We start from the raw sequence: 24,131 nt of genomic DNA, 5'->3' as shown, positions 1-24,131 counted from the left end.
GTGCCCGCCGCGGTCCCTGTGCGCATCCGGCGCTGCTCAGATGAGCAATGATCCCTACGGCTGTTGATTCGGGCGACCGGTCGACGTAGGCTGGGCCCAAACGATTGGACCGCAACACCACCATGAGCGACACCGACGAACTCCTGTCCATCCGCGCCGCCGAACTGTACTATGAAGAAAACCAGACCCAGGACGAGATCGGTGTGATCTTGCGCCTGACCCGCTGGAAGGTCGGCCGGCTGCTCGCGAGTGCCAAGGCCAACGGTTTCATCCGCATCGAGATCGTGCATCCGCGTGCCCGCCGGCTGCCGATCGAACGTCGCCTGCGCGAATCAACCGGCCTCACCGACGCGATCGTGGTCTCCTCCGCCGGGGTGTCGAGCGACGCCGAGCTACAGTCACGCACGGCGCAGGCTGCCGCCGACTATCTCACGAGCCTGCGCCCGATCCCGCGCACCCTCGGCATCAGCTGGGGTCGTACTCTGCACGACGTCTCGCTGCACCTGAAACAGGGGTGGGCGCCGGGGGTGAACGTGGTGCAGATCAACGGCGGTGTCAGCCTGAACCAACGCACCGGCACCGCGGCATCCACTGCGGTGACCATCGCCCACAAAGCCGACGGTTCCGCCACCCTGCTGCCGAGCCCCGCCATCTTCGAACGCCTGGAAACCAAGCAGGCGATGGAAGCGGACCGCACCGTCGCCGGGGTGCTCGCCCTGGCCCGCAACGCCCAGGCCTACGTCTTCAGCGCCGGCCAGGCGGATGCGAATTCCGCCCTCGTCGACAGCGGCTACCTGACGGTGGAACAGATCAACGAACTCGTCGCACGCGGCGCCGTCGGCGACGTCGTCGGCCGCTACATCGACAAGCACGGTCGCATCGTCGACCCGGAACTCAACGAGCGCACGGTCGGGATTCAGATCGACCAGCTGCGCCGCGCCCCACTGACCATCGCGGTCATCTCCGGAAACACCAAGCACGCCATCGCCCGTGCCGTCGTGCGCAATGGGCTGTGCACCGTGCTGGTGACCGACGAAGACACCGCGAACGCCCTGCTTCAGGAAAAGGACACCCCATGACCAGCAGCCCAATGGCCACCTACCAGCCGGAACGGCGCGCCCTCGCGCTGATCGGCGGGGAGGCAACCGACGCCAACCTGCGCCGATACCTGCACGGCATCCCCGGAATCGACGCTGTCGGCCTCGAAGCCCGCGCCGCCGACCTCGGCACCCGCTCGATCAAGACGAGCTCCAAACGCTGGGCGATCGATACCATCATCGGCCTGATCGACCTCACCACCCTCGAGGGCGCTGACACCCCCGGCAAGGTGCGATCCCTCGTCGCCAAGGCGCTCGTGCCCGACCCGGGCGACCCCGGCTGCCCCCGCGTCGCCGCGGTCTGCGTGTATGGCGACATGGTCGGCGCCGCCGTCACCGCGCTCGGTTCGGCCCACGCTGCCGGTGGAACCCAGGGAGCCGGTGTTCAGCGAGTACATGTCGCCGCCGTCGCGACCGCTTTCCCGAGCGGGCGCGCATCCCTCGCCATCAAGCTCGCCGACGTGCGCGACGCGGTCGCGGCCGGTGCCGACGAGATCGACATGGTCATTGACCGCGGAGCGTTCCTGGCGGGCCGGTTCGGCCAGGTCTACGACGAGATCGTCGCCGTGAAAGAGGCGTGCCGTCGCACCGACGGAACCCTCGCCCACCTCAAGGTGATCCTTGAGACCGGCGAACTGAACACCTACGACAACGTGCGCCGCGCTTCCTGGCTGGCCATCCTGGCCGGCGGTGACTTCATCAAGACCTCCACCGGCAAGGTCGCCCCTGCAGCGACGCTGCCGGTGACGCTGTCGATGCTCGAAGTCGTGCGCGACTGGCACCGCCTCACCGGTGTGCGCATCGGCGTGAAACCGGCCGGCGGCATCCGCACCTCCAAGGACGCGATCAAGTATCTCGTGACGGTCGCCGAAACCGTGGGGGAGGAGTGGCTGACCCCGCACCTGTTCCGTTTCGGCGCCTCCAGCCTGCTGAACGACGTGCTGTTGCAGCGCCAGAAGATGACCACCGGGCACTACTCCGGCCCCGACTACGTGACGATTGACTAGGGAACGACCATGAAATTTCTCGACTACGCACCCGCCCCCGAGTCGCAGGCCCTGCTGAACCTCAAGAGCGACTACGGCCTGTTCATCAACGGCGAGTTCACCGCCGGCCGCGGCACCCCGTTCCAGACCATCAATCCGGCCACCGAACAACAGATCGCCATGATCGCCACCGCCAACGAAACGGATGTCGACGACGCCGTCGTCGCCGCCCGTCACGCCTACGACGGGGTCTGGTCCCGGCTGTCCGGCAGCGACCGCGGCAAATACCTGTTTCGCATCGCCCGTCTGGTGCAGGAACGCGCCCGCGAACTGGCCGTCGCCGAAACCCTCGACAACGGCAAGCCGATCAAGGAAACCCGCGACGTCGACATTCCCCTCGTCGCCGCCTGGTTCTTCTACTACGCCGGCTGGGCGGACAAGCTCGACCACGCCGGAGTCGGCCCGAACCCAGCCTCACTCGGCGTCGCCGCCCAGGTCATCCCGTGGAATTTTCCGCTCATGATGCTGGCCTGGAAGATCGCCCCGGCGCTCGCCGCCGGCAACACCGTCGTGCTCAAGCCCGCCGAAACGACCTCGCTCACCGCGCTGCTGTTCGCTGAGATTCTGCAGCAGGCTGACCTGCCCGCCGGCGTGGTCAACATCATCACCGGCGACGGCAGCTCCGGGCAGGCGCTGGTCAACCACGCGGGCGTCAACAAGGTCGCCTTTACCGGTTCGACCTCGGTCGGTCGGGCCATCGCCCGCTCGGTCGCCGGTACCGACAAAAGGCTCAGCCTCGAACTCGGCGGCAAGGGCGCCAACATCGTCTTCGACGACGCCCCGATCGACCAGGCCGTCGAGGGCATCGTGCGCGGCATCTTCTTCAATCAGGGCCACGTCTGCTGCGCCGGCAGCCGCCTGCTGGTGCAGGAAAGCATCCACGACGACGTCATCGACCGGCTCAAGCGCCGCATGCAGACCCTGCGTCTGGGAGACCCGCTCGACAAGAACACCGACATCGGCGCCATCAACAGTTCCGAACAGCTCGCCCGCATTCGTGAGCTGTCCGAACTGGGCCAGCAGGAGGGCGCCGAACGCTGGAGCGCCGACTGCGTCATCCCCGAGAACGGTTTCTGGTTCGCGCCGACCATCTTCACCAACGTGACGACCAGCCACCGCATCTCCCGCGACGAGATCTTCGGCCCGGTGCTGTCTGTACTGACCTTCCGGACCCCGGCCGAGGCCGTCGCAAAGGCGAACAACACCCCCTATGGTCTCTCCGCCGGAATCTGGAGCGACAAGGGCAGCCGTATCCTCGCCGTTGCCGACAAGCTGCGTGCCGGCGTGATCTGGGCGAACACGTTCAACCAGTTCGACCCGTCCAGCCCGTTCGGCGGCTATAAGGAGAGCGGCTACGGCCGCGAGGGTGGCCGTCACGGCCTCGCCGCCTACCTCAAGCCCGCGGTGCGTACCGGCTCACGGTCGATTGCCGCCGCCGATCACGGTGCGTCACCGGTCACCAAGAAGTCCGCATCCGCCAGCAAGAAGTCCGCATCCGCAGAGAAGGCCGCCAAGTGAACCGCCTCGCCATTCCCAAGACCTACAAGCTGTACATCGGCGGCAAGTTTCCGCGCAGCGAATCCGGCCGCGTCTACGAGGTGCTCTCACATAAGGGCGATTTTCTGGCCAACGCCGCGAAGGGCAGCCGCAAGGATGCCCGCGACGCCGTCGTGGCTGCCCGCAGTGCCCTCTCCGGCTGGGCCGGGGCCACGGCCTACAACCGCGGCCAGGTGCTCTATCGCATCGCCGAGCTGCTCGAGGGGCGCCGCGCGCAGTTCGTCGACGAAATCGTCAGCAGCGAGGGCGTGACCACCGCCGTCGCCAACGCCCAGGTCGACGAGGCCATCGACCGCTGGGTCTGGTACGCCGGCTGGGCCGACAAATACGTGCAGGTGGCCGGAAACGCCAATCCGGTCTCTGGCCCGTTCTTCAACCTGTCGGTACCGGAACCGACCGGCGTCGTCGCGATCATCGCTCCGCAGGGCAGTGAGTCGTTGCTCGGCCTGGTCAGCGCTATTGCACCGGCCCTCGTGGCCGGTAACACGGTCGTCGTCGTCGCCAACGAGAACGCTCCGCTGTCGGCGATCAGCCTCGGTGAGGTACTCGCCACGAGCGACGTTCCCGGTGGGGTGGTCAACGTTGTGACCGGTTCCCCGGCCGAGATCGCTCCCTGGCTGGCCAGTCACGCCGACGTCAACGCCCTCGACCTGGTCGGTGCCGGCGACCTCGACTGGGTGGAGCTGCAGATCAGCGCCGCCGACACGCTCAAGCGGGTGCTCCCGCCCGAATCGGGAGCGGATGCCGCAGCCCCGGCCCTGCAGCGCATCCTCGCCTTCACCGAGCTGAAGACGGTCTGGCACACCAAGGCCATCCTCTGAGTCGACAGGGCAGGATGGCACTCAGCAGGGGGTCAAGGGAACGGGATAGGCTCCCCGCATGACCTTACGCAGAGCACTTGTCACGGGAGCCACGGGCTACATCGGCGGACGCCTGGTACCCAAACTCCTCGAGGCCGGTTTCACGGTGCGGGTGCTCGTGCGCACCCCCTCGAAGCTGCGCGATGTGCCCTGGGCCGACCAGGTCGAGGTCGTGCAGGGGGACCTCGGCGACCTCGCCAGCCTGCAGCGCGCCTGCGCCGACATCGACGTGCTGTACTACCTCGTGCACTCGATGGGTGCGGCCGGTGACTTCGAGAAAACCGAGCATCTGGCCGCCGAAAACGTCGCGCAGGCCGCTGCCGCCGCCCACGTCTCCCGCATCGTCTACCTCGGTGGACTGCATCCTTCGACCGGGACGCTGTCGGCTCACCTGAATTCCCGGCGAGAGGTTGGTCGCATCCTGCTTGCGAGCGGCGTGCCGACCATCGCGTTCCAGGCCGGCGTGGTCATCGGCTCCGGCTCGACCTCGTTCGAGATGATCCGCCACCTGACTGACGTGCTGCCCTACATGCCAGCGCCCAAATGGGTACGCAACAAGATCCAGCCGATCGCCGTGCGCGACGTGCTCTACTACCTGCAGGCTGCGGCCGACCTGGCGCCCGAGGTGAACCGCACCTTCGATATCGGCGGCCCCGACGTGCTCCGCTACGGCCAGATGATGAACGGTTACGCCCTCGAAGCCGGCCTCAAGCAACGGGCCATCGCCGCCCTGCCCGTGCTGACCCCGTGGCTGGCCTCCCAGTGGGTGAACCTGGTCACGCCGATTCCGCGCAACCTCGCCATCCCCATCATCGCCTCCCTGCAATACGACTGCGTCGTGCACGAGAGTGACATCGACGATTTCATTCCGCAGCCGGAGGGCGGCCTCACCGGTTACCGACGGGCGGTGCGCCTGGCGCTCGGCCGCATGCGCGACGGCGATGTCGAGACCAGCTGGCGCAACTCCTCGATCGAGGGCGCGTCGAGCAACCCGCTGCCGAGCGACCCGGACTGGGCCGGCCACGTGGTCTACACCGACCTGCGCGAGAAAACCACCCCGGCCGACCCGGCCGCGCTTTGGCGGGTCATCGAGAGCATCGGCGGCGAAAACGGCTGGTACTCCTTTCCGCTCGCCTGGGCGGTGCGCGGCCTGATGGACAAGGCCGTCGGCGGCGTTGGCCTGCGCCGCGGCCGCCGCAACCCCGACCACCTGCACAACGGCGAGGTGCTCGACTTCTGGCGGGTCGAGCAGATCGACCACGGCAGTTTTCTGCGACTCCGCGCCGAAATGCGCGTTCCCGGCCGAGCCTGGCTGGAAATGAGCGTCTTACCAACGGATGCCGGCGGCTCGGTCTACCGGCAGCGCGCGATCTTCTTTCCCCGCGGCCTCGGCGGTCGGCTGTACTGGGCCGTGATTTTTCCGTTCCACGGCATCATCTTCGAGGGCATGGCCACGCGCATCACGGCGGCGGCGGCGGTGGAACGCGAAGCCGAGGCCGGGCATCCGCTCACGACCGTGTCTGGCTCCCACGCGGACTGAGGCCGCGGGTAAATGGGTGGATAGAGCGTGCGTATAGTCTGAGAATTCTGGCGGCTGGCACCGGTTCGGGGCATGATGGGTTACGAGTAGGAGGCCACTATGTCAGTTTCTCTCGCCTTTCTGGGCGACGGCCTCGTTGCGGGCGGTCAATGGGACGAATGGTTCCCCGAACATGACGTGCATAATCTGGCGGTCAGCGGAAACACCACCGACGAGGTGATATCCCAGCTTGATCAGGTCATTGAGCTGCGGCCGGATGCCATCGTGATCGGGGTCGGAACCAACGACCTTGGCTGGCGCAAATCCGACGAATACGTCGTGCGCAATCTCGAAACCATCCTGCACACCCTGCGCCGTGCGCTGCCGGAGACCCGCATCATGGTTCAGTCGGTTCTGCCGCGCGACCGGGACTTCGCCCCGACCATCCGCTCGATCAACCGGCATATCTGGCAGTACGCGCCCACCCAGCACGTGCAATACCTCGACCTGTGGCCGGCACTCGCACTGCCAGACGGCGAGCTCGACCCGGCGCTCGGCATCGACCGGCTGCACCTGAACCCGGCCGGCTACGCGGCCTGGCTGGGCGAACTGAAGCCCGGGCTGGAGATTCTGTTCGAACGCCCTCCATCGACGACGTCCATTCCCATCCAGCACGCCTGAGCTACACGACTGAGCTGGCGAGCAGAGGTCCGGGCCCTGCACGCTCGGTAGAGTGGACTCATGCTCCGACCTGCCCTTGTCCTGACACTCGGTGCGCTGGTCATCGGGGGAGCCGTGCTCGCTCTGGCAACGCCCGCGCAGGCCGCCGTCGCCGCACCGGCCAGCGCCAGCACCGTCAGCATCGTGGGCTCCGACGCCAACGACTTCAGTTTTGACTCTTTCGACGCGCAGTACGAGCTCGGGCTTGACGCTGACGGCCGCTCGACGCTAACAACCATCGAAACGATCGTGGCCCGGTTTCCCGATAGCGACCAGAACCACGGCATTCGCCGGGCCCTCCCCACGCGATACCAGGGCCACCCCACCGATATCGCGATCGACAGTGTCACCGACGAGAACGGCACTCCGCGCGGTTTCGACGCGCAGACCACGAGCGAAGACCGAGACCAGGAGTTTCTCGACGTGACCATTGCCGCCGACGAATTCGTGCACGGCGCGCAGACCTACGTGATCACCTACGAGCAGTCCAACGTGACCCTCTACCCCTCCGATGCGAACGTCGAGGAGTTCTACTGGGACGTGAACGGCACCGGGTGGGACCAAACCTTCGGCCTGGTCACCGCAACGGTGCGGTTCGATCCGGAGCTCGTCGACCGGTTCGGCGCAGAGGCGCGGTGTTTTCAGGGACCGCAAGATTCAGATCTGCCCTGCCACAGCATCCGCCTCGTCGGCTCGCAGTCCGAACCGTCCGTCTCCGCCCTCGCCCTCGAACTTGGCCCGCGGGAGAACCTCACGATCGTCGTCCCGTTCGAGCCCGGCACCTTCGTGCCGCGGGATGATTCTTTCTTCGCCAACGCGCTCCCGAGCGTGGGGCTGGTCGGCGCCCTCGTGAGCCTGCTGACGGCGCTCGTCGCTGGGCTGTTGCGGGCTACGCGCTGGCGGGGCGCCCCCGGCCGCTTCACGATCATCGCCGAATACCTGCCGCCCCGGGGAGTGAACCTGCTCACCTCGGGCGATGTAACCGGCACCGCCAGCAGGGCTATGGCGGCCCAGTTCATCAGCTTCGCCGTGCGGGGCAACGTGCGCATCCTCGAGGCGGGCAACAAGAAGAGTCATTTTCTGCTTGAATTCCTGCACGCCGACGGTGTCGACGAGACCGAGAGCCGCATTCTCGGCAAGCTGTTCCCCGGCCTGCAGGCTGGCGACCAGCGAGACCTCAAAAAGAAGAGCATCTCCCTGAGCAAAGCCCTGCAGAAGGAGCGCCTGGCTGCCCGAGCCGACTCGTTGCGGCTGGGACTGCGGGAGAAGCAGAACGACGGGTTGCGGGTCTGGCTGTTCGTCCTCGCGGTCGTCAGCGCCGGCGTTGCACTGGCGGGAAGCCTCGGCGGCATCATCACCGTTGTGGGCGGTCTGTGGCCGTTGCTGATCATCGCCGTGGCGATCATCAGCGCGGTGGGCACATTCGTGTTTGCTGGAAACTTGCGACCGCTGACCGACAGCGGTGCTGAGCTTCGTGACTATCTGAAGGGCGTCAAGTTGTATATAGGTCTCGCCGAATCCGATCGGCTGCGAGTATTACAGAGTCCGGAGGGAGCAGTGCGCTCCGTGTATCGGCCGGAGAATTCACGCCCCGATCTGACGCAGCGCACTGCTACAGCGGATGCTCCCTCCGTTCAGATCGTGAAACTCTACGAACGAGTGCTTCCCCTGGCCGTGTTGTTCGGGCAGGAGAAGGACTGGTCCGGCGTGCTCAGCCAGTACTATTTTGAAAGCAACACCCAGCCCGACTGGTATTCCGGGTCCGGAATGTTCCAGGCGGCCTATTTCGCGGGTGCGATCAGCACATTCTCGACCGCCACGAGCGCGTCATGGTCGGGAAGCTCCACGAGTTCGTCAAGTTCCGGCGGGGGCGGCGGTGGCTTCTCGGGTGGCGGGGGCGGCGGCGGCGGCGGAGGGGGCGTCTGATGGGACGTGTAATGGGCACGCCAGCCGAACCGACCTTCACGCGCTCGGCCCTCGCACCGGGGCTGCTCGGCGCAATCGTTCTGCTCGCCGGGCTCGCGCTCCTCGACAGCGAATCGTTCATCATTATCCGCTACGCGGTCAGTATCCTCGCGCTCATCATCTGCGTCTTCGTGATCCAGGCGCGGTCCTGGTACTGGCTGATCGGCCTCGTGCCGATGGCCGTGCTGTGGAATCCGGTGGTGATCCTCGACCTCAGCGGGCAGGGCTGGGTTTCGGCGCAGTTCATCGCCGCCATCGTGTTCATCGTCGTCGGACTGCGCACCAAGGTACCGGTGCGCAAGGATTGAACGAAGGCGTAGACTACTATCGCGTTGAGAGAACCGGGTCAGGTCTCGACTGTGCGCTCGTAACCGGTGGCCTTAGCCGTTGGATCGGTTGATTCAACGGCACCACCGCTGTGACAGCATCCGCTTGACTGTGGGTTGGCGTCATATCAGGACCCGTGCTGTGTTTCCTGGAGCCGTTGTTTCTGCACTACGGAAACGATGGGCGGAGTGCAGCGTTCCGGTAACACCGGAATGCCGTGACCGGCACGCGTGGACAGGTAAAGCCGGTACCCGTACCGTGCTGCTTCGAAGTGGAGAACAATGGCTTATACCCGCACCGATGCCTCGGGCAGCCGGAACAACCTCGGTCGCACTGGAGCCACCCGCAATCGCGCCCACCCGCGTTCCCGTGACGACGACGCGCCGATCATTCCGATTCTGGCCCGCAAGGTGCGCGAGGTCGAGGCGAAAGCACAGTCCGGCACCAAGCTCGGACCCACCAACCGCACGAAATACCAGGTCATCGCGCTGCTCATGCGTGAAGAACGCGCCCGCGTCAAGGGCGACAAAGAGCTGTCCGACGCAAACCGAGCAGAGCTGCTCAAACGCCTCGACGGCATCGCCCAGATTCTGGCCAAGACCGCTGCCAGGGACACCAGCCTGATCACCCTGCTCGAGCCCGACGCCGGTGTCTCCACCGTAGCCCAGCGATTTCGCCGGGACTGGCTGATCGAATCGGGCGCGGAGCTGAGCCCCGACGAACTCATCATCACCCGCGAGCCCGAAGCTGCACCCGTCGTGCTGCAGAACCAGGTCATCCCGCAGTCGGTCAAGGCCAGGCAGCTGGCCAACCCGTTCCTCGCCCCCGACTTCAGCGCCGCCGCCCAGCCCATCGTGCACCCGCGCAGGCTCGCCAACTGGGAACTGCTCGGCCCGCTCTTCAAATCGTTCGAGTACGGCTCAGGCGGCCAGGCGGCCAGCATGGACATGCCGGAGGCACCTCGCCTCGACCGGCTGTCGCCGAACGGCATGGAGCTCATGCGGCACCAGGCCCGCTTCATCGAGAGCGCCAGGCTCGGCCACCGCAGCTACCTGCTCGCCGACGAGCCGGGCCTCGGCAAGACCGCGCAGAGCCTGCTGGCGGCATCCGTTGCCAACGCCTACCCGCTGTTGGCCATCGTGCCCAACGTGGTGAAGATGAACTGGGCTCGCGAAGTGGAACTGTGGACGCCGAACCGGCGTGCCACCGTCATCCACGGGGATGGCGACACGCTCGACGCTTTCGCCGATGTCGTCGTGGTGAACTACGACGTACTCGACCGGCATCTGGCCTGGCTGGGCACGCTCGGGTTCAAGGGCATGGTCGTCGACGAGGCACACTTCATAAAAAACCTGTCCTCCCAGCGGTCCAAGCACGTGCTCTCGCTCGCCGAGCAGATTCGTCGCCGAACCCCGGGCGGCAACCCGCTGCTGATGGCCCTCACCGGAACACCGCTCATCAACGACGTCGACGATTTTCGCGCCATCTGGCAGTTCCTCGGCTGGATCGACGGCGACAAGCCAGCCCCCGCCCTGCTGAAACGACTCGAGGAAACCGGGCTGACCCCGGCCGACATGGGCTTCTACAAGGAAGCTCGCGCCGCCGTCATCGACATGGGCATCGTTCGTCGCCGCAAGCTCGACGTCGCCGCCGATCTGCCGGCCAAGCGCATCGCCGACCTGCCGGTGGAACTCGACGACGACCTCGGCCGATCCATCCGCCAGGCCGAACGTGAACTCGGCGCCCGCCTGGTCACTCGCTATCAGGCGCTGGTCGCAGCCCGGCACGCCGGCTCCGGCGGTCCGGCCGTACCCGACGAAGACCAGCGAGATGCCTACATTCGCGCCGTCGCCCACGCCGAGCTCGAAGATTCCAAGGGCCAAACCACCGGCGAAAACGTCTTCACGATGGTGCGCAAGATCGGCCAGGCCAAGGCCGGCCTCGCGGCGGACTACGCCGCGCAGCTGGCCCGTTCGGTGGGCAAGGTCGTGTTCTTCGCCAAACACATCGATGTCATGGACACCGCAGAGGAGATCTTCGCCAAACGCGACCTGCGCACGGTTTCGCTGCGCGGCGACCAGAGCGCCCTGGCCCGCCAGGCTGCCATCGACTCGTTCAACAACGATCCCGACGTCGCGATCGCGGTGTGCTCGCTCACCGCGGCCGGTGTCGGCGTCAACCTGCAGGCCGCATCGAACGTCGTGCTCGCCGAACTGAGCTGGACCGCGGCCGAGCAGACCCAGGCCATCGACCGGGTGCACCGTATCGGCCAGGACGAGCCGGTCACCGCCTGGCGAATCATCGCCGCGCACACCATCGACGCGCGCATCGCCGATCTGATCGGCAGCAAGCAGGGCCTCGCAGCGCGCGCCCTCGATGGTTCCCAGGAAGAGTACTCGGCGGCCGATTCGGTGCAGGCGAGTGCTCTCATCTACGTGCTCTCCCAGGCCCTCGACGGAAAGCTGTAGGTTGACCGGGCACCTTGGCTGGGTTCGGTGGATTTGAGTCGACCCCGGTTGAGGCACCATGATTGTCGGAGTGCCCTTGTAAGAACATGATTGTCACCGAGCGCAGGTTGCGACATGATCATCACGACACGACTCGTCCCGCTATCAAGATCGGCCAGCTATGAAGATCGGTATTCTCACCAGCGGCGGCGACTGCCCCGGACTCAACGCGGTCATTCGCGGAGCCGTGCTCAAGGGCGTGCGCACGTACGACTTCGAGTTCATCGGAATCCGCAACGGCTGGCGTGGGCTCGTGCAGAACGAGTTCATGCCCCTCGATCGTCACAGCGTGCGCGGCCTGTCGCGCCAGGGTGGCACCATCCTCGGCAGTTCCCGCACCAATCCGTTCGAGGGTGAGAACGGCGGCCCCGAGAATATCCAGCGCACGCTCGACGCCAACGGTATCGACGCCGTGATAGCGATCGGCGGCGAGGGGACCCTCACCGCCGCGCACCGCCTCACTGAGGCCGGCCTGAACATTGTCGGTGTACCCAAAACCATCGACAACGACCTCGAAGCCACCGACTACTCCTTCGGCTTCAACACCGCCGTCGAAATCGCCACCGAGGCCATCGACCGCCTGCGCACCACCGCCGAATCCCACGGCCGCTGCATGGTCGTCGAGGTCATGGGGCGCCACGTCGGCTGGATCGCGCTGCACTCCGGCATGGCCGGCGGCGCCCATGCCATCCTCATCCCTGAGCAGCCCAAGTCCATCGAGCAGATCTGTGACTGGGTCGAGCACGTGCGAGATCGCGGCCGGGCTCCGGTCATCGTCGTATCCGAGGGCTTTCTGCTCTCCGGCATGGAGGAAGCACACTCCACGAAAGGCCTCGACGCTTTTCATCGCCCTCGCCTCGGCGGAATCAGCGAGGTCATCGCCCCGCTCATCGAGGAACGCACCGGTGTGGAGAGCCGAGCGACCGTGCTCGGTCACACCCAGCGCGGCGGCGCCCCCTCGGCCTACGACCGCGTGCTCGCCACCCGCCTCGGCATGGCCGCGGTGGACGCGATCCACAATTCTCACTGGGGGTCGATGGTATCGCTGCGCGGCACCGAGATCGACGTCGTGAGCATCGCCTCGGCCACCATCGGCCTCAAGCGGGTCTCGCCGGCCCGTTACGACGAGGCCGCAGTACTGTTCGGCTGAGCCCCGCCAGGAGGGTCTGGCGGGTCAGGCGAGTTTGGCCTGCACCTGGGACAGCGAGGGATTGGTCGCCGCCGAACCGTCGGGGTACAGAATCGTCGGCACGGTCTGGTTGCCGTTGTTCAGGCTCATCACGAGCTCCGGTGTGCCGTCGACCTGCTCGATGTTCACCTCGGTATAGCCGATCCCGGCAGTGTCGAGCTGCTTCTTCAATCGTTTGCAGTAGCCGCACCAGTCGGTCGTGAACATGGTGATGGTTCCGGTAGCGGGTACAAAGTCCATGTCCGGAGCTTATCTGAGCTTCCTCTGAATCCACTCCGCGAGCATTCTGTTGAACGAGCATTAAGATAAAGCAATGACTTTGCCGCAGGTATGCGTGTGCTACCTCACTCGACTATCTCCCGAAGGCAACCGGCAGGTCCTGCTGGGGCGCAAGAAGAAAGGCCTCGGCTTGGGCAACATCGTCGGCCTCGGTGGCAAGCTCGAGATCGGCGAGAGCGCAGTGGATGCCGCGGTGCGCGAAATCGAGGAGGAATCCGGTCTCGTGGTGGCAGCATCCGCTCTGACCGAACTGGGATATCTCACCTACCTGTTTCCGCATCGCGAGGAGTGGAGCCAGGAGTCGACCGTGTTCGTCTGCGACGAGTGGTCGGGCACACCGCGGGAATCGAACGAGCTGAATCCCGTCTGGTTCGACGTCGAGAGCCTGCCGGTCGATGAGATGTGGGACGATGCCCGTCACTGGCTGCCGGGAGTACTTGCCGGTGTTCCGGTGCGCGCCACGTTCACCTTCGGCGCCGACCTGGAAAGCGTGGTGTCTCGTGCCTGAATTCGGCCTCATCATCGTGCTGGTCATCGCGCTGGCGCTCATCTTCGACTTCACCAACGGCTTTCACGACACCGCGAACGCCATGGCCACCCCGATCGCGACCGGGGCCATGAAGCCCAGGGTCGCCGTCGGTGTCGCCGCCATTCTCAACCTGGTCGGGGCCTTTCTCTCCACCGAGGTTGCACGCACCGTGTCGGGCGGCATCATCAAGGAGGGTGACGGCGGGATATTGATCACCCCCGAGCTCATCTTCGCCGGCCTGATCGGTGCGATCGTGTGGAACCTCGTCACCTGGCTGGTGGGTCTGCCGTCAAGCTCAAGCCACGCGCTGTTCGGCGGGCTGATCGGTGCGACGGTCATCGGGGTTGGCACCCAGGCCGTCGACTACAACGTCGTCGCCGCCAAGGTGATTCTGCCCGCGTTGATCGCGCCGCTGATCGCCGGGATCGTCGCTCTCGTGGCGACCCGTCTGGCCTACCTGATCACCCGACGGGACGTTGGCAAGCCAGACGGCCGTGGCGGGTTTCGCTACGCGCAGATCTTCTCCTCCTCACTCGTTGCTTTGGCCCACGGCACCAACGACGCCCAGAAGACCATGGGAGTGATCACCCTGACCCTCATCGCCGGTGGTTTCCAGGCCGTCGGCAGCGGCCCGACCTTCTGGGTCATCGCCGCGTGCGCCCTCGCGATCGCGATCGGCACCTACACTGGCGGCTGGCGCATCATTCGCACCATGGGTACCGGCCTGACGGAGATCAAGCCGGCGCAGGGGTTCGCTGCCGAAACCAGCACTGCGGCCACGATCCTCGCCTCGAGCCATCTCGGATTCGCTCTGTCCACCACGCAGGTCGCGTCCGGTTCGGTGATCGGTTCGGGCCTCGGCCGCCGCGGCTCGACGATTCGCTGGGGAATGGCCGGCCGTATCGCGCTCGGCTGGGTTATGACGCTGCCGGCCTCGGCCATCATGGGCGCGTTCGCGGCCGGTCTCGCCCTGCTCGGCCCGGTCGGCATCGTGCTTGACATGGTGATCGGAACGATCGTCATCATGGCCCTGTTCCGCTGGTCCCGGCGCAACCGGGTGACGCACCACACCCTGCTCAACGACATCGACGACGCCGGACGGGTGGTCAACATTCAGAAGACGCCGCGCCGGCCCTCCCGCCCAAGCCGCAAGCGGGTGTCCCTGTGATCGACTGGAGGGCGTTCGTCATCGTTTCGGTTGCCTCCCTGTTTTCGTCGGCCCTCCTCGTGAGCCTCTACTCCCTCGGCCTGCGCCTGCTCACCACGGCCGGACGCATCCCGCTGGTGGACCCGCTCGAGTTCACCGGTGCCATCACCGTTCTGACGCCGAAGAAGGCTGCGAAGCAGCTCAAACGAGCGCGGAAGGCGGCTGCTGCGAACCCGTTGACGCCCGGGGTGAAGCGCCTGGCGTTGTGCGCCGGCTACGCCTGCTTCGTGCTCTGCGGAATCGCCGTGCTGTACGGCATCTACCTCATCGTGCCCGCACTGCATCGCTGACCGGCTTGCTTCGTGGCGGTCCAACGCTTGTCGTGACCGTTTCAGCAGCTGGGACGGGTGGGGGTGGTGGCGAATTCGGTGAGCCCGAGGGCTTCCCGGGAGGCGCCGCTGGTTGGCCGAGCAGCAGGCCTTCGCCGAGTTGAGCGGATCCTCCCGCCCAGAAATTCGCGGCCAGCTATAATCCTTCGCTGTTTCCACAGGCTGGTTTTTGGAGCGGAATCGCGCTAGGTGCGGGGCGACTCGCTCGAGTCCTCGGGCGTCGACCGTGGCGCCGAGGCCAGCGATACCAGGCGTGGCGGGGCGGGACCAACGTCATGGCAGCGGTTCCGTGCTGCGCTGTGGAACAGTGCCGGTGGGGGCCTGTGATGGCTGCGGAAACATTTCTTTGGGTATTCTTTGGTGGATGTGGTCGGTTTAGTGCTTGTAAGCATGATTTTTCCTCGGGAATGTCGGTGGTCGGGTGTTGGGTTGAATCATGAACAATCTGGCGATGGAGCTCACCCGGGCGGCGGCCACCGTGGCGGCGCTCGGTGGTTCCAGTGCCGAGTTCGGCGGCCTGTCGGATGTGGAGGTGCTCGCGGCGCTGCTGCGGCTGAGCAACACGGCGGCGGCGTTGCTGGCGGGCACGATCGCCGAGGGTCCCGGCCGCAGCTGGGTCAGTCCGGGTTGGCGGCCCGGCACGGGTTTGGCAACCCGACGTTGATGGTGCAGCAGGCCACCGGCCTGTGCCGGGTCGAGGCGGGCCGGCTGGTGGCGGTCGGGGTGTTGATGAGCGAGACCGAGACGGCCGAACGCCGCGCGGCCGAGGCCCGGGAGGCGGAGCGACTCGCGCAGGCGGCGGCTGCGGCCGCCGCTGCTGCGGCCGTGGAGGCTGCGGCTCTCGCCNCAGGCGGCGGCTGCGGCCGCCGCTGCTGCGGCCGTGGAGGCTGCGGCTCTCGCCGCGGCGCAGGCGCAGCGGCAAGCCGACTGGGAAGCCGCCCAGTGGGAGGCACGCGAGGCCGATCGGGCCGAAGCGTGGGCCGAACTACACCCCGACCTGCCACTGCCGGAGGCCGCGCCCCGCCCGGTCAGGCCGGCCGTCCCGGTCGTCCCACCGGTCGCGGCACCGCCACCGCCGATCCCGCTGATCGTGCCGACGTCGCTGGTCGAGGTGGTGGTGCCGTGGCAGGCGCCGATCGTGCACGCGGTCTCTGCCGGTACGTTCTCGCCTGGTGTGGGCGATGCCCTGCTGCGGGGCCTGGGCACCCTGGACCAGGCGATCACCGTCGAGAAGCTCGCCGCCGCGCTGAGGGTGCTGCTGGCGGAGGCTCCGGGAATGAACACCGAGCAGGCGTTCAAACGAGCCCGCCGGTCGCGTGACGAGCTGGATGCGGCGGGGATCCTGGCGCGGGAGAAGCAGGCCCGGGATGACACGACCTGGTCGCTCTGGCGGCGGGCCGACGGCATGGTGACGCTGCACGCTTTGCTGCCGCCGGAGCAGGGTGAACTGTGGGTCGCGACGTACGATGCGCTGACGAGCCCGCGCCGCGGTGGGGTACGGTTCGTGGACCCGGAGCGGGCGGCGTGGGCGCAGAGCGTGAAAGACGATCCGCGCACGCTGGATCAGATCGCCGCGGACTCCTTCACCCAGCTGCTCAAACTCGGCGCCGACGCCGACCCGAACACCCTGTTCGGTGGCCGCCGCCCGGTCGTGCGCGTCATCGTCACCGAACACGACTGCCCCACCACGATCCCCGGCCCGAGCGCGGCGACCCCCGACGGGCGAATCGGCACCGACGCTGGCCCGGCCACGACGACGACTACCGAGACTACCGTGACCACTGAGACCATCGAGACCATCGAGACCATCGAGACCATCGAGACCATCGAGACCATCGAGACCATCGAGACCATCGAGACCATCGAGACCACCGAGACCACCGAGACCACCGAGACCACCGAGACCATCGAGACCATCGAGACCATCGAGACCATCGAGACCACCGAGACCACCGAGACCACCGAGACCATTGCGAACGCCGAGGCCACCGACACCACGCCGGCCGGGTCCCCGGAGAATTCTCGGGCTGATGAAACCGCCGGGATCACCAGTGGCGGGAAGATCGACAAACTGCCGGACAGCGAATCGGGTCAGCCCACGGGTGCGCAAACCATTGTGAATGTCCCGGTCACCAAGGCGAACGGGGGGTTCGGCTATCTCGAAGGCAACCCGGCACCCGTCTCGGCGGAGACGATTGCCCGACACCTGTGCGACACCGGCTACCTCGGCATTCTGTTCAACCAGGCCGGGCAACCCCTGAACGTAGGACGAGACCAACGCCTGTTCAACCGGGAACAACGCCAGGCCCTGGCCGTGCGCGACGGCGGATGCCGCTGGCCCGGCTGCGACCAACCACCATCATGGAGTGAAGCGCACCACCTCGACAACTGGTCTAATCTGGGACTTTCCAATATCGACCACGCGATTCTGTTCTGCGCCCTGCACCATCTGTTGCTCCACAACCGGCACTGGAAAATCCTTCTCCGAGGCGGCCAGTACTGGCTGCAACCGCCGGTTGAGATCGACCCCGACCAGACCATGATCGCCCTGCCCAGCAACAACCCGCTCATGCTGCCGGCAGAGCCGGAACCGCCGACCGTCACCCCGCGCGTGGCCGGCAACGTGGAAAGCATTGGATCTCCGGAAGGCAGTCAGCGTCGACAAGCTCAGCACGGCGTCGCCGGGCGCGACCAGCGACAGGGGGATGAGCCGGAACCGTGTCGTCAACTCGACAACGACCGCATCTAGACGGAACCGTTCCGCTGTTCGCGCAGGTTCCTGTTTGAGCGCCCCGATGCGGGTGCGCGTTACGGTAAGCGGCGTAGCATGGAGCCAAATGGGGTGCGGTCATCCGCTTAGTGAGCGGGTCAGGCGGTCCTGCGGATGCGGCCTAGCCAGGTCATCAGGTGGTAGATCGCGATGGCCGCGACCGTTCCGAGGGCGATGCCGTTAAAGCTCAACGTTCCGGCATTGAGCGTGAAGTCGGCGATGCCGATGACCAGCGCGGTCGCGGCCGTGAACTGGTTCACCGGCTTCGAGAAGTCGACCTTGTTGTCGAGCCAGATCTTGACGCCGATGACACCGATCAGCCCATAGAGCGCTGTGGTGACGCCGCCGAGCACACCATCGGGGATCGTGAAGATGATCGCACCGACCTTGGGGGACAGACCGAGCAGGATAGCGACGATCCCGGCGACCCAGTAGGCCGCCGTGGAATAGATGCGCGTCGCCGCCATGACACCGATGTTCTCGCCGTAGGTCGTTGTTCCGCTGCCGCCGCCGAAGCCGGCGAGCATGGTGGCCAGGCCATCGGCGAGCAGGGCCCGTCCGGTGAGTCGGTTCACCTTCGCATCCGTCATCTGGGCTACACCCTTGATGTGGCCGACGTTCTCGGCGATGAGCACGAGCACGACCGGCAGAAAAGCAGGCAGCACGCCGAAGACTGCGGCCGGATTCTCAAACGGGTTGGCCGGTGCGGTGAACGGTGGCAGGCCGATCCAGGCGGCTTCGGCAACCCGGCTGAAGTCGACCTCGCCGAAGAAGACCGCCGCGATATAGCCCGCGACCACACCGAGAAAAATCGACAGCCGGCCGAGGATGCCGCGAAACAGCATGGTGCACAAAATCACGGCGACGAGTGTGATGAGCGCCGTGAGTGGTGCCTTCTCGAAGTTGGCCTTGGCTACCGGGGCAAGGTTGAAGCCGATCAGGGCGACGATGGCACCCGATACGATCGGCGGCATGAGCCGGTCGATCCAGCCGGTACCGGTGAGCTGCACGATGACGCCGACCAGGGCGAGCAGCACGCCGACGGCCAGGATGCCGAACAGGGCGCTGCCCATACCGGCCGAGGTCGTTGCCGCGGTGATCGGCGCGATGAACGCGAACGACGAGCCAAGATAGCTCGGCAGCTTATTGCCGGTGATCAGCAGAAACAGCAGGGTTCCGACGCCGGAGAACAGCAGGGTCGTGCTCGGCGGAAAGTCGGTGAGCAGCGGTACCAGAAACGTCGCGCCGAACATGGCGACGACGTGCTGGGAGCCGATTCCGATGGTCAGCGGCCAGCTCAATCGTTCGCCAGGACCGACGACCTCCTGCGCCCCGACCGTTTTTCCATCGCCGTGCAGGGTCCAGGGCAGTGCCATGTCGTTCTCGTTTCCTCTGTTGCGTTATCTGATTCGAGCGTAGTCGCCGCTGACAGCGTGCCGAGCAGGCAGGCTCGTGCAGCACCGCTTGTACAGTCTGGCGGAATAGACTCGGGCTCATGAGTCAACTCGCTGATCCCACCACCGAGGCGGGTCTCGAGGTGCGCGTGTCCACCGGACTGCTGCGCGGGGTGCGCGAGCGCGGCGTACTCGTCTGGCGGGGCATCCCCTATGCGGCCGCTCCGGTTGGCGATCGGCGTTTTCGTGCGCCGCAGCCGGCGACCGCGTGGAGCGGGGTGCGTGATGCGAGTGAGTGGGGCCCGATCGCTCCGCAGAGTCATAAGGGCCAGTTTCGTGGAGCTCACCCGCGCATTCCGCAGGGGGAAGACTGCCTCAACCTCAACGTGATCACCCCTGACGAGCGGATGCGCGCTGGCGCGCAGCTACAGGATGCCCTCCGCCCGGTGATGGTATTCATCCACGGCGGTGCCTACAGCGTCGGCTCCAGCCGCGAGGTTCCACGCCAGGGCGAGGGGCTCGTGCGGCGGGGCGGCATCGTCTACGTCAGCCTCAACTACCGACTGGGGGCCCTCGGCTACCTGGACTTTTCCCGATATGCCACGCCGGAGCATCCGTTCGAGAGCAATCTGGGGCTGCGCGACCAGGTCGCCGCCTTGCAATGGGTGCGCGACAACATTCGCGCCTTCGGCGGTGACCCGGATGCCGTCACCCTGTTCGGTGAGTCAGCCGGCGGCAACGCGGTCACCACCCTGATGACCGTGCCGAGCGCGGCCGGCCTGTTCCAGCGGGCGATCGCGCAGAGCGCACCGCCCAACGCGGTCTATCCGAGTGACCTCACCGCGCGTTGGGCGGGCGAGTTCGTCGACAGCCTCAACGACGGCCCCGGCCCGTACAGTGACGCCGACGCGGCCCGTCTGCTGCTCACGACCGACCCGGTCAGGCTCGCCGCAGCGACGACGGCGCTGACCATGCGCACGCCCGACCAGGACCCGGGCACGATTCCGCTCTGCCCGGTCATCGACGGTGTTTTTCTGCCCGAGCGGCCGCTCGATGCCTTTCGGGACGGCCGGGCCGCGCGCATCCCGCTGATCATCGGTACCAACGCGCGGGAGGGCTCACTGTTCAGCGGGCGCATCGACATCCTCGCCACGACGCCCCCGCGGATCCGCGCCATTTTCAAGAACACCAAGAAGAAGGCGAAAAAAGCCCTCAAAGCGCAGTATCCGGGAATTCCGGCGCTGCGGGCCGCGCTCGATTTCGGCGGTGATTACTCCTTCTGGTACCCAAGCGTGAAGGTCGGTGAACGTCATTCCCGCTACGCCCCGGTGTACTTCTACCGCTTCGATGCCGCGCCGCGGCTGCTGCGGCTGATGGGCCTGGACGCCACCCACGGCCTCGAATTGTTTCCTCTGTTCGACCGGCTCGACGGCTGGTTCGGCCGCGGCATGACAGCGCTCGGCGGACGGCGCGCCTTTCAAAACATCGGCACCCGGATGCAGGGTTGGTGGCTCGGCTTCGTCGCCGGCGGCATGCCATCGGCCACGTGGCCGCGGTACGACGAGACCACCCGCGAGACGCTCATCATCGACCAAAGCGACCACGTGGAAGCCGACCCTCATCGGGAACGACGCCTGGCCTGGGGACGTTTCGTGCCGCACGTGTGAGAAGCGGTGCGGTCGTAGACTGGAAGCTTGCGTTGAACGCCACGGCACCGGGAGCACACCATCAGCAGCACCGTAACACCTACTCAAGCGGCCTCGCCGCAGCCGGCAGCACGTGGCTTGAAAGCCCGCGTCGACTCGTACTTCGAGATCACCAGCCGCGGCTCCACCTGGTCCCGAGAATTTCGCGGCGGAGTGGTCACCTTTGTCACGATGGCCTACATCGTCATTCTCAACCCGCTGATCCTCGGCGGGTTCAGCGCCGACCAGGCCGCCGTCGACGTGGAGGGCGGCTGGCTGCCCAACGAACAGGTTGCCGCCGTCACCGCGCTGACCGCCGGCGTCATGACGATTCTGTTCGGCGTCATCGCCCGCCTGCCCTATGGCTTCGCCGCCGGGCTGGGCATCAACTCGTTCCTCGCCGTGAGCGTCGTCGGCCAGGTCACCTGGGCTGAAGCGATGGGCCTCGTCGTCATCAACGGCCTCATCATCGTGCTGCTCGCTTCGACCGGTCTGCGCGAACTCATCTTCAACGCCATCCCGCGCCAGCTGAAAATAGCCATCACCGTCGGTATCGGCCTGTTCATCGCGTTCATCGGCCTCGTCGACTCCGGCTTCGTGCGGGCTAGCGGCGCGAACTCGCCGCCGGTGCAGCTCGGCGATGCCGGCTCGATCGCCACCCTGCCGACCGCGGTCTTCGTCATCGGGCTCATCGTCATCGGCGTGCTCCTGGCTCGCAAGGTCAAGGCCGCGCTGCTGATCGGCATCGTCGCGACCACCGTCATCGCCGTCATCCTCGAAGCCATTTTCAAGGTCGGCCCCTCGCTCGGCACCAACCCGGCCGGCTGGAATCTGAACGCCCCGGTGCTGCCCACGAGCGTGGTGGCTCTGCCCGACCTCGGCCTGATCGGCCAGGTCTCCTTCGGTGCGTTCGAGCGCATCGGTATGCTCGCCGCCGTCATGCTCGTCTTCACCCTGGTCTTCACGAACTTCTTCGACGCCATGGGCACGATGACCGGCCTGGCCAGTGAGGCCGGCCTCGCGGACAAGGACGGCAAGTTTCCGCGACTGAAATCGGCCCTGATCGTGGAGGGCATCGGCGCCGTCGCCGGCGGTGCGACGAGTGCATCCTCGAACACCGTATTCATCGAATCGGGGGCCGGAATCGGTGAGGGCGCCCGCACCGGCGCCGCCAACGTGATCACCGGCATCCTCTTTCTGGCCGCCATGTTCTTCACCCCGCTGACCCAGATCGTGCCGCTCGAAGTGGCTGCCGCCGCGCTCGTGATCGTCGGAGCGCTCATGGTGTCGCAGATTCGCCACCTCGATTTCACCGAATTCTCCAGCACGCTGCCGATCTTCCTGACCATCATCGTCATGCCGCTGACCTACTCGATCGCCAATGGCATCGGCGCCGGGTTCATCAGCTGGGTGCTCGTGCGCAGCCTGTCAGGCAGGGGCCGCGAGATCAGTCCGCTGCTCTGGGTCGTCGCGGTCGGTTTCGTGCTGTTCTTCGTGCGAGGCCCGGTCGAGGCACTGATCGGCTGAGGCACTGATCGGTGAGTGGCGCGGCGAGCGGATGTCGCGGCTCGCGCCCTCGAGATTCGCCCGCTCAGCCCCGGCCTATTCGAGAAAGCCGCGCAGGAGCAGGGCGGTACCGCCCAGGTGCTCCCGCATGGCCTCGGCTGCGGCAGCCGGTCGACCGGTGAGAATCGCGATGACGATCTGTTCATGCTGCTTATTGGAATGGGCGATGTTGGGCATCAGCAGGGGAATGGCATCGAGCAATTCGTTGAGCCGCATGCGCACGTCGGCGAGGAGCGGCACGAGCGAGGGGGAGCCGGCCAACTCTCCGATATAGAGGTGCAGGCGGGAATCGACGCGGCGGTACTCGTCGGCGCCGGCGTCTGCGGCCGCCACGAGGCTCGACCACAGCAACTCACGCTCCGGCGGGGACAGCACCCGGCCGGCGGCGGTGCGCGCGGCTCCGACCTCGAGAATGTCCCGAAGGGTGAGCACATCATCGATCTCCTCGGCGGTGATCGACGGGTGCGGGGCACCGGCCGGGGTTTCCGCCGCCACCACCGGCGGCGAGGGCAGCACGTCGCTGACGAAGGTTCCGCCATATCGCCCACGCCTGGAAATCAGGTAGCCGGCCCCGGCGAGCGACCCGATCGCCTCTCGCAGCGTGTCGCGACTGACGCCCAACTGCGCAGCAAGGTCCCGTTCAGCCGGCAGCCGCTCGCCCGGCGCGATCAGACCCAGCCGCACCGTCTGCAGCAGCCGTTGAACCGTCTCTTCGAACGTGTTGGTCCCCGAGACCGGGCCCAGCAGCAGATCGCTGCTCAGCCCTGCCGTCGGTGGGGGAACACTATTCTGGCGTGACATAGGCCGAGCTGATGCCACCGTCCACCAGAAAGGTGGAGCCGGTCATGAAAGAGGAGTCGTCACTGGCCAGAAAAGCAACGGCCGCAGCGAGTTCCTCGGGTTCGGCGAAGCGACCGACGGGAATGTGCACCAGTCGCCGAGCCGCGCGCTCGGGATCCTTCGCAAACAGTTCCTGCAGCAGGGGCGTTTGGACCGGCCCCGGGCAGAGTGCGTTCACCCGAATGCCCTGGCGGGCGAACTGCACGCCCAGTTCCCGGCTCATCGCGAGTACTCCGCCCTTCGACGCGGTGTAGGAGATCTGGCTGGTCGCTGAGCCCAGTACGGCGACGAAACTGGCCGTGTTGATGATCGATCCGCTGCCCTGTCGAACCATATGGCGCAGGGCCGCGCGGCAGCACAGGTACACCGATTTGAGGTTGACGTCCTGCACCTTCTGCCAGGCGGGGAGTTCGGTCGTCTCGATGGAGTCGTCATCCGGCGGAGAAATCCCCGCGTTGTTGAAGGCTACGTCCACCGATCCATAGGTCTCGAATGCGGTGTCGAAGAGGTGATCCACCTGGTCCTGATCGGTGACGTCGACCTTGACGAAGAGACCGCCCACCAGCACTGCGGCCGCCTGGCCGGCCTTGTCGTCGAGGTCACCGATGACGACCGTGGCTCCTTCGGCTTTGAACCGTTTGGCGGTAGCCAGGCCGATACCGCTGGCCCCGCCGGTGATGACGGCGACCTTGCCGGCCAGGCGCTGGGTCAGGTCGATGGGAGTGATGCTCACAGGTTCTCCTTC

Annotated in this window: 21 protein-coding genes; 17 read left to right on the top strand and 4 right to left on the bottom strand. The window is 66.3% G+C overall.

The annotated features are described in order from the left end of the window. Positions 1–104: 104 nt before the first annotated feature. From E3O06_RS09970 to E3O06_RS09925, 10 genes are all read left to right on the top strand, one after another. A complete protein-coding gene (locus E3O06_RS09970) occupies positions 105–1,079 on the top strand; it encodes a sugar-binding transcriptional regulator (RefSeq protein ID WP_241980055.1) in 975 nt (324 codons plus the stop codon). Beyond that, a complete protein-coding gene (gene deoC, locus E3O06_RS09965; protein ID WP_134503232.1) occupies positions 1,076–2,104 on the top strand; it encodes a deoxyribose-phosphate aldolase in 1,029 nt (342 codons plus the stop codon). Before E3O06_RS09970 ends, deoC begins: the two co-directional genes overlap by 4 nt. A gap of 9 nt (positions 2,105–2,113) precedes the next feature. Next, positions 2,114–3,661 carry an aldehyde dehydrogenase family protein gene (locus tag E3O06_RS09960; protein WP_134503231.1) on the top strand — a complete coding sequence of 516 codons (1,548 nt, stop codon included), beginning with the start codon at positions 2,114–2,116 and terminating at the stop codon, positions 3,659–3,661. After that, a complete protein-coding gene (locus E3O06_RS09955) occupies positions 3,658–4,521 on the top strand; it encodes an aldehyde dehydrogenase family protein (RefSeq protein WP_134503230.1) in 864 nt (287 codons plus the stop codon). The genes E3O06_RS09960 and E3O06_RS09955 overlap by 4 nt, the downstream gene beginning before the upstream one ends. Positions 4,522–4,579: 58 nt before the next feature. Next, complete coding sequence (locus E3O06_RS09950) at positions 4,580–6,100, top strand: SDR family oxidoreductase (RefSeq protein ID WP_134503229.1); 1,521 nt, start codon at positions 4,580–4,582, stop codon at positions 6,098–6,100. Between the two features lie 99 nt (positions 6,101–6,199). Continuing rightward, complete coding sequence (locus tag E3O06_RS09945; RefSeq protein ID WP_134503228.1) at positions 6,200–6,760, top strand: GDSL-type esterase/lipase family protein; 561 nt, start codon at positions 6,200–6,202, stop codon at positions 6,758–6,760. A 60-nt stretch (positions 6,761–6,820) separates the two neighbouring features. Further along, on the top strand, positions 6,821–8,725 hold the full coding sequence (locus E3O06_RS17555; protein WP_166788171.1) for a DUF2207 family protein: 1,905 nt from the start codon (positions 6,821–6,823) through the stop codon (positions 8,723–8,725). Next, positions 8,725–9,072, top strand: a complete 348-nt coding sequence (locus E3O06_RS09935; protein WP_134503227.1) for a DUF6804 family protein — start codon at positions 8,725–8,727, stop codon at positions 9,070–9,072. Before E3O06_RS17555 ends, E3O06_RS09935 begins: the two co-directional genes overlap by 1 nt. Positions 9,073–9,372: 300 nt before the next feature. Further along, positions 9,373–11,559: a DEAD/DEAH box helicase gene (locus E3O06_RS09930; RefSeq protein WP_134503226.1), complete on the top strand. Its 2,187-nt coding sequence runs from the start codon at positions 9,373–9,375 to the stop codon at positions 11,557–11,559. 160 nt (positions 11,560–11,719) lie between these two features. Continuing rightward, positions 11,720–12,748, top strand: coding sequence for a 6-phosphofructokinase (locus E3O06_RS09925; RefSeq protein ID WP_134503225.1), 1,029 nt, complete (start codon positions 11,720–11,722; stop codon positions 12,746–12,748). A 24-nt stretch (positions 12,749–12,772) separates the two neighbouring features. Here E3O06_RS09925 and E3O06_RS09920 read toward each other — a convergent pair whose 3' ends face one another. Next, positions 12,773–13,027 carry a mycoredoxin gene (locus E3O06_RS09920; protein ID WP_134503224.1) on the bottom strand — a complete coding sequence of 85 codons (255 nt, stop codon included), beginning with the start codon at positions 13,025–13,027 and terminating at the stop codon, positions 12,773–12,775. A 73-nt stretch (positions 13,028–13,100) separates the two neighbouring features. Here E3O06_RS09920 and E3O06_RS09915 point away from each other — a divergent pair, with 73 nt between their 5' ends. The 5 genes from E3O06_RS09915 to E3O06_RS09895 all read left to right on the top strand — a co-directional run bounded on the left by E3O06_RS09915 (position 13,101) and on the right by E3O06_RS09895 (position 17,880). Continuing rightward, on the top strand, positions 13,101–13,574 hold the full coding sequence (locus tag E3O06_RS09915) for an 8-oxo-dGTP diphosphatase (RefSeq protein WP_134503223.1): 474 nt from the start codon (positions 13,101–13,103) through the stop codon (positions 13,572–13,574). Continuing rightward, positions 13,567–14,763 carry an inorganic phosphate transporter gene (locus E3O06_RS09910; RefSeq protein ID WP_241980054.1) on the top strand — a complete coding sequence of 399 codons (1,197 nt, stop codon included), beginning with the start codon at positions 13,567–13,569 and terminating at the stop codon, positions 14,761–14,763. The genes E3O06_RS09915 and E3O06_RS09910 overlap by 8 nt, the downstream gene beginning before the upstream one ends. Then, a complete protein-coding gene (locus E3O06_RS09905) occupies positions 14,760–15,092 on the top strand; it encodes a peptidase (RefSeq protein ID WP_134503221.1) in 333 nt (110 codons plus the stop codon). Before E3O06_RS09910 ends, E3O06_RS09905 begins: the two co-directional genes overlap by 4 nt. 475 nt (positions 15,093–15,567) lie before the next feature. Continuing rightward, a complete protein-coding gene (locus tag E3O06_RS09900) occupies positions 15,568–15,795 on the top strand; it encodes a hypothetical protein (RefSeq protein ID WP_134503220.1) in 228 nt (75 codons plus the stop codon). 216 nt (positions 15,796–16,011) lie between these two features. Continuing rightward, positions 16,012–17,880, top strand: a complete 1,869-nt coding sequence (locus E3O06_RS09895) for an HNH endonuclease signature motif containing protein (protein WP_134503219.1) — start codon at positions 16,012–16,014, stop codon at positions 17,878–17,880. A gap of 119 nt (positions 17,881–17,999) precedes the next feature. Here E3O06_RS09895 and E3O06_RS09890 read toward each other — a convergent pair whose 3' ends face one another. Continuing rightward, the gene (locus tag E3O06_RS09890; RefSeq protein WP_134503218.1) at positions 18,000–19,277 is read right to left on the bottom strand and encodes a uracil-xanthine permease family protein; all 1,278 of its coding nucleotides are present in this window, start codon (positions 19,275–19,277) and stop codon (positions 18,000–18,002) included. Between the two features lie 119 nt (positions 19,278–19,396). Between E3O06_RS09890 and E3O06_RS09885 the strand changes: the two genes are divergently transcribed. Together E3O06_RS09885 and E3O06_RS09880 are read left to right on the top strand one after the other, a co-directional pair. Further along, a complete protein-coding gene (locus tag E3O06_RS09885) occupies positions 19,397–20,962 on the top strand; it encodes a carboxylesterase/lipase family protein (protein ID WP_134503217.1) in 1,566 nt (521 codons plus the stop codon). Between the two features lie 117 nt (positions 20,963–21,079). Then, the gene (locus E3O06_RS09880) at positions 21,080–22,507 is read left to right on the top strand and encodes an NCS2 family permease (protein WP_255453612.1); all 1,428 of its coding nucleotides are present in this window, start codon (positions 21,080–21,082) and stop codon (positions 22,505–22,507) included. A gap of 75 nt (positions 22,508–22,582) precedes the next feature. Here E3O06_RS09880 and E3O06_RS09875 read toward each other — a convergent pair whose 3' ends face one another. Together E3O06_RS09875 and E3O06_RS09870 are read right to left on the bottom strand one after the other, a co-directional pair. After that, a complete protein-coding gene (locus E3O06_RS09875; protein ID WP_134503215.1) occupies positions 22,583–23,347 on the bottom strand; it encodes a FadR/GntR family transcriptional regulator in 765 nt (254 codons plus the stop codon). Then, positions 23,331–24,119: a 3-oxoacyl-ACP reductase gene (locus E3O06_RS09870; protein WP_241980053.1), complete on the bottom strand. Its 789-nt coding sequence runs from the start codon at positions 24,117–24,119 to the stop codon at positions 23,331–23,333. Before E3O06_RS09870 ends, E3O06_RS09875 begins: the two co-directional genes overlap by 17 nt. Positions 24,120–24,131 lie beyond the last annotated feature (12 nt).

Source organism: Cryobacterium glaciale (assembly GCF_004402535.1).
Lineage (GTDB): Bacteria > Actinomycetota > Actinomycetes > Actinomycetales > Microbacteriaceae > Cryobacterium > Cryobacterium glaciale.
The sequence above is the reverse complement of the archived record's forward strand: the minus strand, read 5'-3'. Positions and strand labels throughout refer to the sequence as shown.